The sequence below is a fragment of the Aquimarina sp. Aq107 genome (assembly GCF_943733665.1).
In the GTDB taxonomy this organism is placed as follows: domain Bacteria; phylum Bacteroidota; class Bacteroidia; order Flavobacteriales; family Flavobacteriaceae; genus Aquimarina.
The window spans coordinates 81959-98637 of record NZ_OX030782.1 but is presented as its reverse complement, the minus strand read 5'-3'; the positions used below and the strand labels follow the sequence as shown (position 1 = coordinate 98637).

The window sequence follows — 16679 nt, the reverse complement described above, 5'->3', positions numbered from 1 at the left end:
GCTTTCTATTTTTAATTGTGCTTTTCGCTATTGTAAGTCTTACCTGTTTCCTTAATCATCTGAATGATATTTAACAGATCGTCAATGGTACTTTTAGGATTTAATAATGTAAATTTTAGATATGTTTTTCCATTAAATTTTGTGCTCGCTATAGAAGCTTGACCCGATTTAAACAAGGTATTTTTAATATAAAGATTCGTTTTATCAAGAAGTGCATCTGACGATACACCTGGAACTTTATATCGAAAAACTAATGTACTTAGCTCTGGTTTATGAGCCATTTCAAAATAGATATCATCTCTAACGCTATGATAAAGATCTAATGCTAGATAATGTACTTTTTCTAAAAATGCTCCTATATTTTTTTCTCCAGTCATTTTTAAGGTAAACCAGAGTTTCAACGCATCAAATCGTCTAGTAGTTTGGATTGATTTTTCTATCAGATTAGGATGTTTTTCATCTCTATGTTCTAATGGATTTAGATAATCCGCGTAATATGAAACATACTTAAAGTGTTCTGTATCTCTAACTAAGAAAGCACTAGAACAAACAGGTTGAAACATTGTTTTATGAAAATCGATAGTAACAGAATCCGCATGTTTAATTCCTTCTAAAAGATGGCGATGCGTTTCAGTAAGCACATAACTACCTCCATAAGCTCCATCCACATGGAACCAAATATCATATTCATGAGCAATTTTTGCAATGGTATCCAAAGGGTCAAAACTACCAAAATCTGTGGTTCCTGCGGTAGCCACGATAGCAATCGGTATGTTTCCTATTTGTTTTTCTTTTTCTATGGCTTGTACTAAAGCATCTGCCTCCATTTTCATCTTTTCATCAGTAGCTACAGGAATTACGGCATTATATCCCATCCCCATAAGTGCAGCATTTTTCTTAATACTAAAATGTGCTTTATCTGAACAGAAAAAACGAAATTTAGAAACTACATCTGACCAACCATTCTCTTTTAGATTCAATCCAAAATGTTTAAAAGCATAATTATCCCGTGCTAGTAATAAGGCCATAAAATTAGATTGAGTTCCACCGCTGGTAAAAACACCATCAGCAGTGGATGGTAAGTTCATTTTATCACAAATCCATCGAATTATTTCCTGCTCTATATACGTTGCAGAAATACTTTGATCCCAAGTTTCTACGGCTGTATTTACAGATGAAGCGATTAAATCACCAACCAAAGCAGGAAGCAATACGGGACAATTAAGATGGGCTACATAGTTAGGATGATGAAAAGCAATGGTATGATCGAGATACAATTCTTTAATTTCATTAAGAGCCTGATCCACTGATAAGGTTTCATTCGCATTTGGAGAGAGTAAATCTTTCTTTTCCTGAAAGTCGAATACTTCTCCTGGATAAAAATGATCTCTATCCAAAAAAGACTTTACATATTGCAACGCTTTATGCATATATTCTTCATAGCTATATTTGGATTGAGGATCGAAAAAATGATCAACTTTTTGATCAAAAACAAGATTAGTTTGTGTGTCGAGGAGCATATTATTTTTATTTGGTCTAAATAAGCTTTGCAAATTTAGAGGCAAACAAAAGTATATTTATGACGTATTTCGGATAAAAAAAGACGTTGTAAGAATGTATAGGCGCTAATTAATACTAAATTAACGAGCGTTTAAGAGTTATTTAAAAGTATATCACGATTTTTTTTACAAAAAGATCGCAACACACCAATTCTAAAACACTTACTAGCAAAATCAAACGCTCTAAAACTTCTCAAAAACCCTTTTAAATATTATGCATTATTCTTTTTATTCTTAAAAAAATATGAACGAAGAGTAAAGTGCAACAGTAATTAGTTTTGAACGTTTTTTTATATAATTTAGCAATATCTCTTTATCAAAATATTTGAATAAACAAACTACATCCGACTCTATCAAAGAAGTTAAATTCTCCAATTTGTTTGACAAGCACTATAACAGATTGTACAATTACGCTTTAAAAGTTTTAGAAAAAACCGACCTTTCTGAAGAGTTAGTACAAGAAACATTTATAAAGCTTTGGGAAAACTTTGAGCATATTAACCAATCCGAACGTTCTATAGAATCGTTTTTAATTACCACACTAAAAAATAAAATCATCGATTCCTATAGAAAGAAAAGAACTAGAGAGAAATATACAAGTGTATATGCGCTCCATACTACGATAGAAACTGAGATTGATAAACAATGGGAATTGGTAGAGCGCATCGAAAATATCTATACTACATTGGAACAAAAAACAACAGATATTTTTAAATTATCAAGAGATAAAGGTTTTACCTACAAAGAAATTTCACAAAAAAAAGGCATTTCTATAAAAACTGTAGAACTCCATATTTCAAAGGCCTTAGCAGCATTTAAGAAAGGCTTAAAAGATTATTTATAAAAAAAAAATCAAAATTTTAATAGGGTACCCCTGCTCCGCAAACGTCTTATATCTAATTAACACCTTTTGGGTATGGAGCATTTTAAAATTACAGAAACTGAACTTTGGGAATATATTTCGCAGACCGCGGATGATACTACTATTCTAAAAGTAGAAAAATGGAAAAACTCTCCAGATTTTGATAAAGCACTATTTACAAAAATAACAACCATCCATAAACATACTGCTACGAAAGACCCTTCTGTTGAAGAAGCCAAAAAACGTTTTTTCACAACAGTGAAACCCAAAACAGTAGTTTGGAAAGAAATGCTAAAGTATGCGGCTATATTTGTTATACTCATTTCTGGAGTATATTTCTACAATACCTTATCCTCCAATAAGAATCAAATAGTTGTGCAAACAACTTTTGGTGAACAAAAAAACATCAAACTATCAGATGGTTCTATTGTATGGCTAAATGCTTCTAGTAATCTATCCTATAACTCAGAAAACCCAAGAACTTTATATCTAGAAGGAGAAGCATTTTTTGAGGTAGCTAAAGATACCTTACACCCATTTACTGTAACTACAGCGAATCATATCACAGTAAAAGCTTTGGGTACCAGTTTTAATGTAAAATCATATACAGATAGTGCAATTACAGAAACAAAACTATTAACTGGTAAAGTAGCCGTTACTTCTAATACTCAGTTTAAAGAAAGCGTATTCTTAATTCCAAATCAAAAAGTAACCTTCTATAAGAAAACTAAAGAAGTGCTAAAATCTAATATGGGCACTAATGAGTCCCATATTGCCTGGAAAGAAGGGAAAATACAATTCGAAAATAAAACCTTTAGAGAAATAGCAGTCGACTTAAAAGCGCATTTTGGCACATCAATACTCTTTAAAAATGAAAACATTGCCACTGCTAAATTTACTGGGGCTTTCGACAATACAACTCCTATAAATGAAATTTTTGAAATACTTACAATTTCAAAAAACTTTAAATATCAACTAAATACGAAAACGAATGAGTGGATAATAAAATAAAAAAAGTGGGAAAACTGGCATTTTCCCACTATAAAAGTTAAAAAATTCTAATCGCGAAATCAGTATTAATTAACAATATTCAAATGTATGAAAATATACCATTTTGGGGTCATTTCATGGCCAAAAAATAGTTATGGAAAACCCTCTTTTTTAATGAAATTATCTTTCTTTTTTTATTTGGTTTTTTGTTTTCAACTCTTGGGATTCAATGGGTTTTCTCAAAAAAATGTTACACTAGAAGAGGAAAATAGTTCTTTACAATCAATTATAAATAAAATTGAAACACAAACATCTTACGCTTTTATATTTAGCAATGACGTAATCGATGTCAATCAAAATTTTAGTATAACTGTTATAAAAAAAGATATAACCGAAACGCTCGAGTTGCTTTTTAAGGATACTAGGATTTCTTATAAAATTAAGAAAAACCATATCATTCTTTCTAAAGTCAAAAGGCAGCGAGAAGACTTTACTATTAGCGGGATTATTACAGATGAAGCTACTGGCGAAATACTTTTAGGTGCCAGTGTTATCATAAAAAACAGCAATAATGGCGTATTTACTAATGCTTATGGTTTTTATTCCATAACATTGGCCAAAGGAGTTTATACTTTGGAGATTTCGTATCTGGGTTACCTAACCAAAGTGTTAGATGTTCGATTAGAAACTGATAAAAACATAGCGATAGAGCTTCAGCCATCCTCAAATCAGTTAGACGAAGTTGTAATACAGACTAATCAAAACAATAAAAGTCAGGTAGAACCCATTTTTGGAGGCACTACCAGTCTGACTACTTCAGAAATTAAAAAACTACCATCTCTCTTGGGAGAACCAGATATTACCAGGGCAGTTTTAACCCAACCAGGAATTAGTAGTATTGGCGAAGGAACCAGTGGTTTTAATGTAAGAGGTGGAAATGTAGATCAAAATTTAATTCTACTAGACGAAGCTCCCTTGTATAATACTTCTCATTTATTCGGATTGTTTTCTATTTTTAACGCAGATGCGGTTAAAATATTAAAATTATATAAAGGCGAAATACCGGCTCGTTTTGGAGGTAGAGCATCATCCGTACTAGAGATTCGACAAAAAAATGGAAATTCTAAAAGAATTAAAGGAGAAGGTGGATTGGGATTACTGTTTTCTAAATTTACGATAGAAGGTCCTATTAAAAAGAATAAAATAAGCTTTTTAGCTTCTGGCAGGCGTTCTTATTTTGATGTATTTTTTCCCTTGTTTAAAGGCAACGAAGCTGTTGACAAATTTCATTTTTATGATTTAAACACAAAACTAACCTGGAACATCAATAAAAATAACAGACTATATGCATCAGGTATTTTTGCTGCAGATGTATTAAAGTTTAATCAAGAAGAAGAAAATGGAGAAGGTGGATTTGATACTGATTTAGATCTTGGATGGATAAATACTACTGCTACCATTCGATGGAATCATACTTTTTCTAATAGATTATTTTCTAACATAACAGGTATCTATAGCAAATACGATTTCTCATTAGGGCAAAGAGAAGATCTTAGAGAAGAAAACATTGAGGAAAATATAGAAGAAACTGTAGAAAGATCTATTGAAAACTGGATTTTCAAACCCGATTTCACTTATTATTCAAACCCTAGTACCCAAATGCGATTCGGTCTCTATGGTAATTTGTATCAATTCATTCCCAAAATTACTAGTACAGCAGGTAATCAGGTTCTAGACAAAGAAAAAGCATTAGAACTAGCAGCTTATTATAGTATTGAAAAGCAATGGAATAAACTATCATTATCAACCGGTTTACGATACTCTTGGTTTGCGAATTTTGGAGAAGAAAATATTGCTATCTATGATCCTAACCTTCCACAAACACAAAACTCAATTGTAGGGAATAGAAGGGTTAAAAACAACGAAATATCCAAAACTTATTTTGGATTAGAACCTCGCATATCTTTAAAATATGACGTTAATGATCAAAAAGCATTTAAAGCAGGATATAACAGAATGTTTCAATACATTCATACCATTAATAGTCAAACGATAACATTACCAAATGATACTTGGAAACCTTCTGGTGAGCATATTGCTCCATTAGAAGTAAATCAATTTTCTGCCGGATATGCTTATGACACCAAAGATCAAAGCTATAATTTTTCGATAGAGGGCTATTACAAAACATTTGATAATTTAATAGTCTATAAAAATGGAGCTAGATTAGGAGTTTTTGATAACTTAGAAACCGAATTAGTAGCTGCCAAAGGTTTTTCTTATGGATTAGAAGTCGCCGCACATAAAAATAATGGAAAATTAACCGGAAACATAAACTACACCTATTCTGTCTCTAAGCGAAAAACAAAAAGTAATTTCTCCTCAGAACAAATTAATAACAACACCTATTTTCCCTCTAATTTTGATAGGCCTCATATATTTAACATCACAGCAAATTACAAACTATCTAAAAAATGGGAAGTAGGAGCATTTTTCACCTATCAAACAGGAAGACCCATAACCCAGCCTAATGGCAGGGTAACTTTTGACGGAGATGCATTTATTATCTATTCTGATAGGAACGCCTTTAGAATTCCAGACACTCATAGAGCAGACATATCGTTTACATATACACCTACCGATAATCCTAAAACGAACTGGAAAGGAAGCTGGAATTTTGGTCTTTATAATGTGTATGGTCGTAAAAATGCGTTTTCGATTAATTCTGTTTTTGACGATAACCAATTAGAAACATCTCAAATTTCATTTATCGCCGCGCCAATTCCGTTCATATCCTACAATTTTAAATTTTAGAACCATGAAAAAACTACATATATACATAGCATTCATTTCATTATTCACATTAATAAGTTGTGTCGAGGATATTAGTCAGGATTTTGAATTTAAGGAGCAGGTATTCATCTCTGGATTATTGACCAACGCGGAGGGTTTTGTTTCTGTTCAGGTTCAAAAAACCGTTCCAGTAACCGATACAACCTTTAGTGCTGTAAATGACGCACAAATATCTTTGTTTACACGGGATGCATCTGATACCGTCTCATTAGTTTCGGATTCGTTTATTGCTGATAATGGCCAGTATACCAGTGCAGAGATGATCACTCCAATTATTGGCAACATATATTGGATAGAAGTAATATTACAGGATCAAACTGTGCTTATATCCGAGGAGGAAATTTTAAATCCACCCATTCCTATCGTAGATATGGTAAAAACTGATGATAGTGTTCGAATTACTTTCACAGGTCCAATTGATGTACAAAATTTCTATTTAATTCAGTTAGAAATTCTTAAAGATGGTGCATTAGTTTCTGATGAATTGATCGTATCCAATGACAGAATTATCAATGAAGAGGAAGAAAAAATTCTTGTTATAACTGGCATGAACGAAGGCGAAACGTTAAACATAAACATCAGCAATATTAACTTCACCACGTTTCAGTTTTATAGCAATGTCATTAGTAACCAAGGAAATGAACCAGAAGTATCCTCTTTGTTTTTACCTGTCAACTTAGTTGGTAATATCTCCAATATGACAACAAATGAATTGGTACTAGGTAATTTTGGTGTAGCAGGATTAACTCCTATTACCATAGATTTCTAAGCAACTACCAAGTATACTTTTTTTAATAAGTAAATCAGGATAATAACCTATCCTGATCCTATACTTTGATTTTAATTAATTACAACATTTTAGGAGGTTACCTTAATGGAGGTGTACCCTATCAGATTATTACAAACAATTCAAAAATTAAATTATTATGAAACATTATCGCATGTACACAACAGTCCTTATTTTATCATTATTTTTCATCAGCTGCGACTCGGATGATGATATCGTTATTGATGAACCTCTTGAAATATCACAAGAAATTAAGGATTTAATTTATTTTAAAGGTGATGAAGATGCTCCTACTGTTCTTGTCAATGTTCAAAGTGGTCCTGATACCGCACTCAGTACAGGTGAAGTAGACGAAATTTTTCAAACTTTTGATACTACAGATCTTTTAGCTGTAAATGTACACCAAGCACAAACATTAAATCCAAGCCCGTTCGAAAATGATGACATCACATTTAATCAGGCAATTAACTTTAATTCAGAAAGTGTGGAAATGCTTTATAAAGTTGTCAATTATTTTAAAAATCAAGGTAGAACAGTCTATGTATTAGGAATTTCATTTGGAGCTTTCGTAACACAAGATCTTATCGCAAAGAAAGGGATAGACGTAGCAGACAATTACTTGATTATGGCTGGCAGGTTAGATATGGATGAAATTGTATGGGAAGCTTTTTCTGAAGGAAGGGCTGGGTATTTCGAAAACGGAACTAATCCAATTCTGGACCAAGAACCAGAAATGGATGCTATCGATAGAAACTTAAACCGATTGGCTGCCGGATTTGCGATGAATAGATACACCGAACTTCTTGATTCTTTTAATGACTTATCTAGCATTACCTACGTTTATGGAGAAGTAGATCAAGCAGTTGGTAGACTTACAACTTCAGAAATTGAACTTTTACAGTCTAAAAACACAAACATAATCACAGGTTCCGGAGACCATGATCAAACAATTAATGACTTTATTACACAAGGTTTTGAAGAGGCATTTGGTATATCATTACAATAATTGATAGTAATGTCTGTACATTCAAAAACTCAGGTTTTCGAAAACGATTTTAAGCAAAATCCAACATTTTACTTTCATTTACAAAAAAGCCAGTTATTAAAATAACTGGCTTTACTTGTATCGAGAATTCACCTTTGATTATTACATCTTCCAGAATGATTTTCTCATCTAGCACCTTATTAATTATTTAGCAATTCTAAAGCACGTTCTATTCCGCCATCTTTTTGTTCTTGAAAGTCTGAAGTTGATAAAAATGGCACCCTGTTTTCTTGATTTTCGGGACCAATTCCAACTGTTTCAAAAACCGCTCCTTGCGCATCACTATATACCTCATTAGACAATCCTAGTTCTGCTCCATTTGGTAATATATGAGTAAGAATAGTAGAAAAAACCCCTGCTGTATTTTCTCCAACAATGGTTACATACGACAAATCTTTTACGCATAAAGCAAAAAGTTCTGCTGCACTAACACTATATGGACTTGTAAGTAGTATAATATCATCTGTAAACTGAAAATCACCTTTAGGTCCTACCGAAAAAATTCTATTTTCTGTAAAGCTATCTCCTAATCTTGCTTTTTTAAAATAGGAGATTCGTTCCTGATCCATAAACCGGGATACCATATCTAAAGTAACTGTATCGTACCCTCCATCATTAAAACGTATATCTATAATTAAGTTAGAAACTCCCGATTCTCTTAGGTCGTTCATTATAGTATCTAGCACAGTATTTAATGTTGATAACTCGTTACCGAAACTTGTTCCATATCCTTCCATAGTTCCAATAACAATATACCCAACAGTATCATCGATCAATCCCCATAATATGTTCTCACTATCATCTATTTCGAAATTTCCTCCCAAATACTCCGTGACAATTGTGGTTATTTTTTGATCAACAAGATTAAAATAATCGTCTTCGTCTTCTATGATCAGTTCTCCACTTAGATTAGCATTTAGTCTTTCTAATAATTTGGAGGCTCCCGAGTTAATTTCGATATCATTATCTTCATCATAGATACTTACATGGGCATCTTCTAATAAAACAACAAGCTCTTCTAAAACATCATAAAAATTATCCACTGTAACCTGATCTCTTATCCCTTCATATTGAGACCAATCTACATTTCTAGTATCAAAAAAAGCGTAATGGTCATTAAAAATATTCCAAAAATGATCAAAATTAACTTTTGGATCTTCTGTACTGGAAACCTGATCAGGTAAACAGTTTGGAGTTTGACTTGATAACCGAGTAAATACTATTTCTGAGTCTGATAAATCTGTAGAAGCTACAAGTTCATTTTCGTTAGCCAGTTCTAGCCGTAATCCAAAATAATCTTCTGGAATAAAATCATCTTCCTGAATGGAACATCCTGCCGTATTTATATTATAAAAAATGCTTTTATCATCTGTAAACTCAAAAATGTATCCTTTTTCTGCTGACATCCAAAAACCATTCATTGGATCTTCCACAGGAAGAATGGTGGCGTCATCATCAGATTGACAAGAGAAAAGAAAAAACACCATTATATATAGATAACGTTTTTTAATAATTGAAAAAGAGAGTTCTTTTTTGATTGTTAGTAATATCATAATTCTGTCATTTTGATTTTTATAAAAAGTAAAATGTTGTAAAAAGATTAATCAGATTCTGTTTATTACAACTGAAGGAAATCGAATCCAATATTTAAGGCACTCGCTGTTTTTAAAAGCGATATCCAATTTTGAGACTCACATAGGGTATCGTGTTAATACCTCTCTCCTTATCGTTCCCAAAACCAAGTCCTAAACCGAGCCCTGCTTCGTAATTAAAATGATTACCAATATTTCTTCTAATACCCCAAGTTGGAGCAAGTAGTAGATTGTTCAGTGAATTTTTATCATCTTCTGAAACAGTATAAAAATGATAACTCGATCTAAACGACACATAATTTCCACTATTACCATCTATTCTTTTACCCTTTTTCGCTCGTGCTTTCAGATTATAATACCAACGTGGTTCTAATGCTAAAGCGGGTGCAATATTAGCTGTATTAGGTCCTCCGACACCGATTTCACTGCGTAAGGCCACTTGACTGGATAATTTTAGCTCATGATGAGCCCACATATTCAAAATTCCGAGTTGAATTCCAAAAACCGATTTTTCTACTGAAATCTCTTTTAAATTTTGTGAAAACCCTAAATAAATACTAAAAAATAACAACAAAAAAAGAACTACTCTTCTATCACTAACAAGGATTTGAAATGTATTATTAATTAAGACTAAGCAATGTTTTTTCATTTTTATGTTTTTTGATTTACTGAAGTAAAAGTATACCGATCAAAAAAATAAAAAGTAAATTTTAGGTAAGGAGAAGTCCTAAAACAAAGGAATGGCACAAATCAGGACATTTTATGAAGCTTTCTAAAAGCTCCAGGAGACATCCCGGAATTACTATTAAAAGTTTTATAAAAAACACTCTTAGATTTAAAACCAGCTTCCATACCAATAGCTTCGATAGAATATTTATTGAATACAGGATCCTGCAAAAGGTTTTTAGCCGCTTCAATTCTATATTCATTTACAAACTGGATAACACTTTTATTGATTTCCTGATTAATGATTTGTGATAAGTATCCCTCGCTTGTTCCTAATCGATTTGCCAAATCTAATCTACTTAAAAGAGGATTTTTATACAACTCTTCCTCTTCCATTACCACATATAGTTCTGTAATGATTTTAGAAACAGTAGCCTTACTTATTTTCTTTTTCACAGAAGTATTAACTGTTTTTTTTGAAACTAAATACTTGTGTAACTCGTCTTTTTGAGCAATTATCTGTAGTTTAAAAATTCCATAATACAATACCCACCATGTTAAAAAAGAAAGTAGTATCCACAGGAAATTAGTAACATATTCTGAATCGTATACATAAAGTTCTATATTGGATAAAAACCAACAAATAATAATGCATATCATAAAAAGGTTAAGTCTTAATAACCAACGCTTTTTTTCTATAGAAATCGTATTTGATTTTTTTATCAAATATCTTCCCCAAAAGATTAATAACACATTATACAAAAAAGATACATGATCCTTGATATCATATGTTATTGCATCAAAATCAGGATTGTAAATATTTAAAACGATATCAAAAAAAGAAACACAAAATTCAAGAATCACAGAACCTATAAAAGGAAAGTAAAACAATCTATATCGTTTTTTTATAAGGTACTTATGTTGAATTTGAATCAGGAAATATGTAAATAAAGTACCTGCAACCAAAAACTCTAACATAATATTGTCTAGAAATTGTAAGACAAAATTTCCTATCTCATATGAACCTAAAAAGGTTAAGCTTGTAAGTAAGAACAGTGATATCGCGAGATATTTATTAGCCCGACTTTTATAAAAAGAAGTAGTTACTAGTGCGATACTTATAAAATATCCTATACTTCCACTAACAATAATTGCAAGGTCTAAAAGTGTTGTATCCAATCCTTATATAAATTAATAATAACCAATTATATTCATAACGAATTTAATAGTTTAGTGTTACATTATGTAATGATAAGAATTACAACGGCTATATCTATGAATATAAGGTTTTTGTTTAAAAAAAATAAATGACTAAGTTCTATTAATAGCAATGAGGACATAAAAAGTTTCTCTTTTCTCTGAAGCTTTACTTAGTAACGGGAGAGATTAAAATATCTACATGTACTTCATCTTATTATTAAATATTAAACTTTCTATTCTGTAATAGCATCCGAATTTTTATAGATTTCTTTTAATTCACTTATAGTTTCTTCAGAAGGATTCTCCCACATACCTCTTTGAATGGCTTCTAGCATGCGCTCTGACATATCTTTTAATGCCCAAGGATTATGTGCTGATATAAACGACTTGTTTTGCTCATTAAACAAATAAGCATCCGTAATTTGCTCATACATAAAATCGGTTATTAAATTAGTAGTAGCATCATAAGCAAAAAGGTAGTCCATAGTAGCTGTCATTTCGAAAGCACCTTTGTAACCGTGTTCTTGCATACCTTGCATCCATTTTGGATTTACGACTCTTGACCGAAATACTTTTAGCAACTCTTCTTTTAATGATTTTACCTTCGGGTTTTCAGGTCTTGAATGGTCTCCAAAATAAGTTTCTGGCTGACTTCCTTTTACGGTATTCACAGCAGCTGTCATTCCACCTTGAAATTGGTAATAGTCATCAGAGTCCAGTATATCGTGTTCTCTATTATCTTGATTTTGCATCACAACTTCAATATTTGATAATCGTTTTTTAAAAGTTTCGTGTGCAGATTTTCCACTATTATTTTTTCCGTAATATGCATAACCACTCCAATTGATGTATGCTTGTGCTAAATCATCTGAGGTTGTCCAATTTTTCCCTTCAATTAACCCTTGTAATCCAGCTCCATATGCTCCTGGTTTCGATCCGAAGACACGATACAAAGCTCTTTCATTAGCCTGCTTTTCATCTAAACCTTCTTTTTGCCATTGTTGTTTTTCCTCCTCAAAACGTTTTTTTATAGGGTTTTGTTCATCAGTTTCATCTAAAGAAGCTACTTTTTCAACAGCGGAATTAAATAAGGAGATTAAATCTGGAAAAGCATCCCTAAAAAAACCAGAAACACGTAACATGACATCTACTCTGGGTCGTTTCAATTCTAGGGTAGAAAGTACTATAAAATCTTTAACTCTTCGATTGCTTCCTTGCCAAATGGGTTTTACACCAATTAATGCCAAAGCTTGAGCAATATCATCACCACTAGTACGCATTGTAGAAGTCCCCCAAACAGATAAACCAATAGAAGTAGGGTATTCTCCATTTTCTTGCAAATAGCGGTCAATTATATTCTGAGCACTCTTTGTCCCTAATTCATAAGCAGCTTCCGAAGGAACAGTACGAACATCTACAGAATAAAAATTTCTTCCTGTAGGCAAAATATCTAAACGTCCTCGCGTTGGAGCACCGGATCCACCAGCAGGAATATACTCCCCATTTAACCCTTTGATCAAATGATTTATTTCGTTGCTTGTTTTGTGTAAAACAGACAATGTATGTTGTTGTATATAGGCTAATATTTCTTGTGTATATTCACCTATGTTTTCATTTTGATCATTACTTAATAATTGACTAACAATGTTTTTAGCTTTGTTCTCCAAAAGCTCTACTGCTTGCCCATATGTACGACATGATATACCCAAAATTTCTTTTTCAAAAAGATCTGAATAAGAAACATCTATCGGATCAAAATTCAGTTGCAAATCCTCAGCTAAACATTGTGTAATTCCTTTTAAATTACCTTGCGGCAATCGATGTAAAGCAACAATTAAATCCACTAATTTTTCTTGCTTAGGTAATTTTCCTAAAATATGTAATCCACCTCTAATTTGAGATTCCTTGAGTTCACATAAATATCCATCAATAACTTCTAATAAAGCATCGATGTCTTTTCCGTCTTGATTTAAATCACTTTTAAGATGGGTTTCATTAACTAGTGTTTCTATTTTGGTTTTAATCAGTGAAGCTCTTTTTTTATCTACTAAAGCAGATTCATAAAACTCATCAATTAAAAGTTCTAATTTTAGCAAGTCACCATAATTCTCTGCGCGTGTCATTGGCGGTATCAAATGATCCAATATAATCGCTTGATTTCTTCTTTTTGCCTGCGTTCCTTCTCCAGGATCATTAATAATAAAAGGATAAAAGTGAGGAATCGCTCCTAGAATAGCAGCAGGAAAACAAGTTTCTTTACTTAATGCTACACTTTTTCCTGGTAACCATTCTAAGTTTCCATGTTTACCAATATGCACTAAAGCATCCGCTTTAAAATCATGTTGCAGCCAAATATAATAGGCTAAATATGCCGGCGGTGGCGGTAAATCTGGTGAATGATAACTGGCTTGTAAATCTAGATTATAACCTCTACTTGGTTGAATACTTACCAATACGTTTTCAGAAATAAATCCTGGAATTAAAAAATATCCTTTTTGATAATTAGGAGACTCATTTGGATTTCCCCATTGTGCTTCTATGCTATCGCGAAGCGTTTTTGATAGTTGATTATAATATTGATAAAAAACAGCTTCTTCTAATTTTATAGCATGCCGCTCATTTAACGTATTAATCGTTTCTAAACTATTGGTAACCGAGTTGGTTAATTTATCTATTAACTCTTTGGTTGTTTTAGGAAAATCAGATGCTAACGCATAGTTTTCATGAGCCAATTGTGCTAAAATTTGTAAGGTGCTTTGTGGAGTATCTAACCCCACACCATTAGCCAAACGGCTATTATTATTAGGATAATTAGGTAAAACTAATGCGATTCTTTTCTCTGCATTCGTTTTTTGCTGAAGGTTTACCCAAGCCTTGGCCATTTCTGCAACAAACTGGCAACCTTCTACATTAGGAACATAAGAAACTATTTCAGAATCTGTAAGTGTATCCTTTTCTTTGGATTGTTTAAACGAAATCACTTTCGATATAATTTTACCATCCACTTCTGGCAAAGCTATATTCATTGCGATATCCGTAGGTGGCAGCCCAAAATTTCCTTCGAGCCAACTTTCTCGATTACAGCTTCCCATAATAGCTTGAATAACGGGTACGTTAAACGCATCAAACAAACTTTGTGTGGTATCATTAAAACCTTGCACACTAAAACCTGTGGTATTAATAATGATTTTAGGTTTTGTTATTTGATGAAATTGCAACAAACTAAAAATTTGTTGTTCAATATCGTGTTCACGATATCCTGCTGCCATTATAACAACAGCATCGATTCCTTGTGCTGCTAAGGCATCAAGGATCCCATGAATAGGTGCTAAATTATTCGATAAATAATAACTTCGATACCCAAAAACAATAGCTTGATTTTTATTTTCTACGAGAGTTTGTTTGCTATAAATCCCTACCGTGGGATGATATAAAAATAAATCAGGAATGGTTTTAATAGCATTAGGTATTACTGCTGTATCTGTAATTCTATTGCTAATTAATTGTAAAGCAGCTTGGCAATTTTCAATACCACCAGTTTGTATGTACTTCCAGATTAAATCGACATCTTTTAACGGAATATTAGAAGATTGCATCAATTCTAAATCCGGTTTATTATCACCAGGTAAAAACAATAATTGAATATCGTTTTCTTCACAACATTCGGTAACCGCTTCACACAAATAATTATAATAGGCTTTTCCTCCTAACAATTTTAACACCACAATTTTTGCTGATGAAATAACCTCATCAATATAGGTGTCAATAGTTAATTCTTGTTTAAAATAACTAAGGTTTGCAAACCGAAATGAAGGTGCATTTTCTACTGCGTTATGAATTAATTTATAAGCATTATGCATCATAAACAAATCAGAATCTGCTGAAGACAAAAAAACAATATCTCCAGGAGATTGGTCTATATAAAATACACCTTCATCATTAGGATTCCAACCGCCCGGTATAGTAGAAATTAAATGCACTTTTTTAAGAATGTTAAATTATAAATGAAAATGTCCGTGCTCATGATCATGGTGGTGATGACTATGCGCATGGGTGTTGATTTCGTTATTTTCGGTAAGTTCTATATTTTTACCAATAACCACTAAACTTGTTTTACGAGCTTCATTAGCTCCCCACGGTCTTTCGAAATAATAATCAAAACGTGCGCCTACACCTTGTAACACCATACGCATTGATTTGTTAGGAATATTTACAAAACCTTTAATTCTATAAATTTCGTGTTGCGCTACTAATGCTTTTAAATCTTTTACGAGGTTTTTAATATCTGTAATTTCAGCATATTCTAATAAAACCGTTTTAACGTCATCATTATGATGGTGATGGTTTCCGTGTTTATGATGCTCTTCGTGAATAGAATGACGGTTATCTACATCATCTTCTGCAGAAGCTCCAATACCCAATAAAATAGCATTGTCTAATTCTCCTTTTACAACAGGAACAATTTTAGTATTTGGTCTTGCCTTCTCAGTTACTATTTCAGTAATGGTTGAAAAATTTTCATCATCAACCAAATCTCTTTTACTTACCAAAACTAAATCAGCACACGATAATTGGTCCAAAAACAATTCTTCAATAGGTGTTTCGTGATCTAAAGTATCATCCGCTAAACGTTGCGCTAACACTCGTTCTCTATCGCATATTTCTCCTGTAGCTATTCCTACAGCATCTACCACAGTAATTACGGAATCTATCGTAATATGAGGTTTTAAATCTGGCCAATTCACTGCTTTCACTAAAGGTTTAGGCATAGACAAACCTGAGGTTTCTATAACAATATGGTCAATTTCTTCTTTGCGTTCTAACAGTTGTAGCATAGACGGTAAAAACTCTTCTTGTACAGTACAACAAATACATCCGTTAGGTAATTGTACTAAGTTGCAATCCTCATCGCCGCATTCTGATGAAGCTATCAATTGTCCATCTACATCTACTTCTCCAAATTCATTTACCAACACAGCAATGCGTTTTCCGTTGGCGTTCTTTAACATGTTATGCACTAAGGTCGTTTTTCCTACGCCTAAAAATCCGGTAACTATTGTAATTGGTATTTTATTCATTTCTTTAAATTATAAGTTCTTACTGATGAATTGTATGTTTACATTAT

Annotated in this window: 11 protein-coding genes; 5 read left to right on the top strand and 6 right to left on the bottom strand. The window is 32.4% G+C overall.

The window, feature by feature from the left end:
* Positions 1-11: 11 nt before the first annotated feature.
* Entirely contained in the window at positions 12-1520 is a 1509-nt protein-coding gene (locus NMK29_RS00405; protein WP_108805142.1) for an aspartate aminotransferase family protein, read from the bottom strand.
* Between the two features lie 364 nt (positions 1521-1884).
* Between NMK29_RS00405 and NMK29_RS00400 the strand changes: the two genes are divergently transcribed.
* The 5 genes from NMK29_RS00400 to NMK29_RS00380 all read left to right on the top strand — a co-directional run bounded on the left by NMK29_RS00400 (position 1885) and on the right by NMK29_RS00380 (position 8057).
* Positions 1885-2403, top strand: a complete 519-nt coding sequence (locus NMK29_RS00400; RefSeq protein WP_159092329.1) for an RNA polymerase sigma factor — start codon at positions 1885-1887, stop codon at positions 2401-2403.
* A gap of 72 nt (positions 2404-2475) precedes the next feature.
* A complete protein-coding gene (locus tag NMK29_RS00395; protein ID WP_108805140.1) occupies positions 2476-3432 on the top strand; it encodes a FecR family protein in 957 nt (318 codons plus the stop codon).
* Between the two features lie 87 nt (positions 3433-3519).
* The gene (locus tag NMK29_RS00390; protein WP_108805139.1) at positions 3520-6225 is read left to right on the top strand and encodes a TonB-dependent receptor; all 2706 of its coding nucleotides are present in this window, start codon (positions 3520-3522) and stop codon (positions 6223-6225) included.
* A gap of 4 nt (positions 6226-6229) precedes the next feature.
* On the top strand, positions 6230-7033 hold the full coding sequence (locus NMK29_RS00385) for a DUF4249 family protein (RefSeq protein WP_108805138.1): 804 nt from the start codon (positions 6230-6232) through the stop codon (positions 7031-7033).
* Positions 7034-7190: 157 nt separating this feature from the next.
* Complete coding sequence (locus tag NMK29_RS00380; protein WP_159092328.1) at positions 7191-8057, top strand: hypothetical protein; 867 nt, start codon at positions 7191-7193, stop codon at positions 8055-8057.
* Between the two features lie 179 nt (positions 8058-8236).
* Here the strand turns inward: NMK29_RS00380 and NMK29_RS00375 are convergent, their stop codons facing one another.
* The 5 genes from NMK29_RS00375 to cobW all read right to left on the bottom strand — a co-directional run bounded on the left by NMK29_RS00375 (position 8237) and on the right by cobW (position 16632).
* Entirely contained in the window at positions 8237-9649 is a 1413-nt protein-coding gene (locus NMK29_RS00375) for a S41 family peptidase (protein ID WP_108805136.1), read from the bottom strand.
* Positions 9650-9761: 112 nt separating this feature from the next.
* Entirely contained in the window at positions 9762-10337 is a 576-nt protein-coding gene (locus tag NMK29_RS00370) for a hypothetical protein (RefSeq protein WP_108805135.1), read from the bottom strand.
* A 101-nt stretch (positions 10338-10438) separates the two neighbouring features.
* The gene (locus NMK29_RS00365) at positions 10439-11533 is read right to left on the bottom strand and encodes an AraC family transcriptional regulator (protein ID WP_108805134.1); all 1095 of its coding nucleotides are present in this window, start codon (positions 11531-11533) and stop codon (positions 10439-10441) included.
* A gap of 254 nt (positions 11534-11787) precedes the next feature.
* Entirely contained in the window at positions 11788-15534 is a 3747-nt protein-coding gene (cobN, locus tag NMK29_RS00360; RefSeq protein ID WP_108805133.1) for a cobaltochelatase subunit CobN, read from the bottom strand.
* Between the two features lie 18 nt (positions 15535-15552).
* Entirely contained in the window at positions 15553-16632 is a 1080-nt protein-coding gene (gene cobW, locus NMK29_RS00355) for a cobalamin biosynthesis protein CobW (protein ID WP_108805132.1), read from the bottom strand.
* Positions 16633-16679 lie beyond the last annotated feature (47 nt).

What these genes read in the sequence shown, in the direction of transcription:
- NMK29_RS00375 (WP_108805136.1), bottom strand. Translation starts at nt 9,649, where the DNA reads ATGATATTACTAACAATCAAAAAAGAACTCTCTTTTTCAATTATTAAA.
- NMK29_RS00395 (WP_108805140.1), top strand. Translation starts at nt 2,476, where the DNA reads ATGGAGCATTTTAAAATTACAGAAACTGAACTTTGGGAATATATTTCG.
- NMK29_RS00380 (WP_159092328.1), top strand. Translation starts at nt 7,191, where the DNA reads ATGAAACATTATCGCATGTACACAACAGTCCTTATTTTATCATTATTT.
- cobW (WP_108805132.1), bottom strand. Translation starts at nt 16,632, where the DNA reads ATGAATAAAATACCAATTACAATAGTTACCGGATTTTTAGGCGTAGGA.
- NMK29_RS00405 (WP_108805142.1), bottom strand. Translation starts at nt 1,520, where the DNA reads ATGCTCCTCGACACACAAACTAATCTTGTTTTTGATCAAAAAGTTGAT.
- NMK29_RS00385 (WP_108805138.1), top strand. Translation starts at nt 6,230, where the DNA reads ATGAAAAAACTACATATATACATAGCATTCATTTCATTATTCACATTA.
- NMK29_RS00370 (WP_108805135.1), bottom strand. Translation starts at nt 10,337, where the DNA reads ATGAAAAAACATTGCTTAGTCTTAATTAATAATACATTTCAAATCCTT.
- NMK29_RS00390 (WP_108805139.1), top strand. Translation starts at nt 3,520, where the DNA reads ATGAAAATATACCATTTTGGGGTCATTTCATGGCCAAAAAATAGTTAT.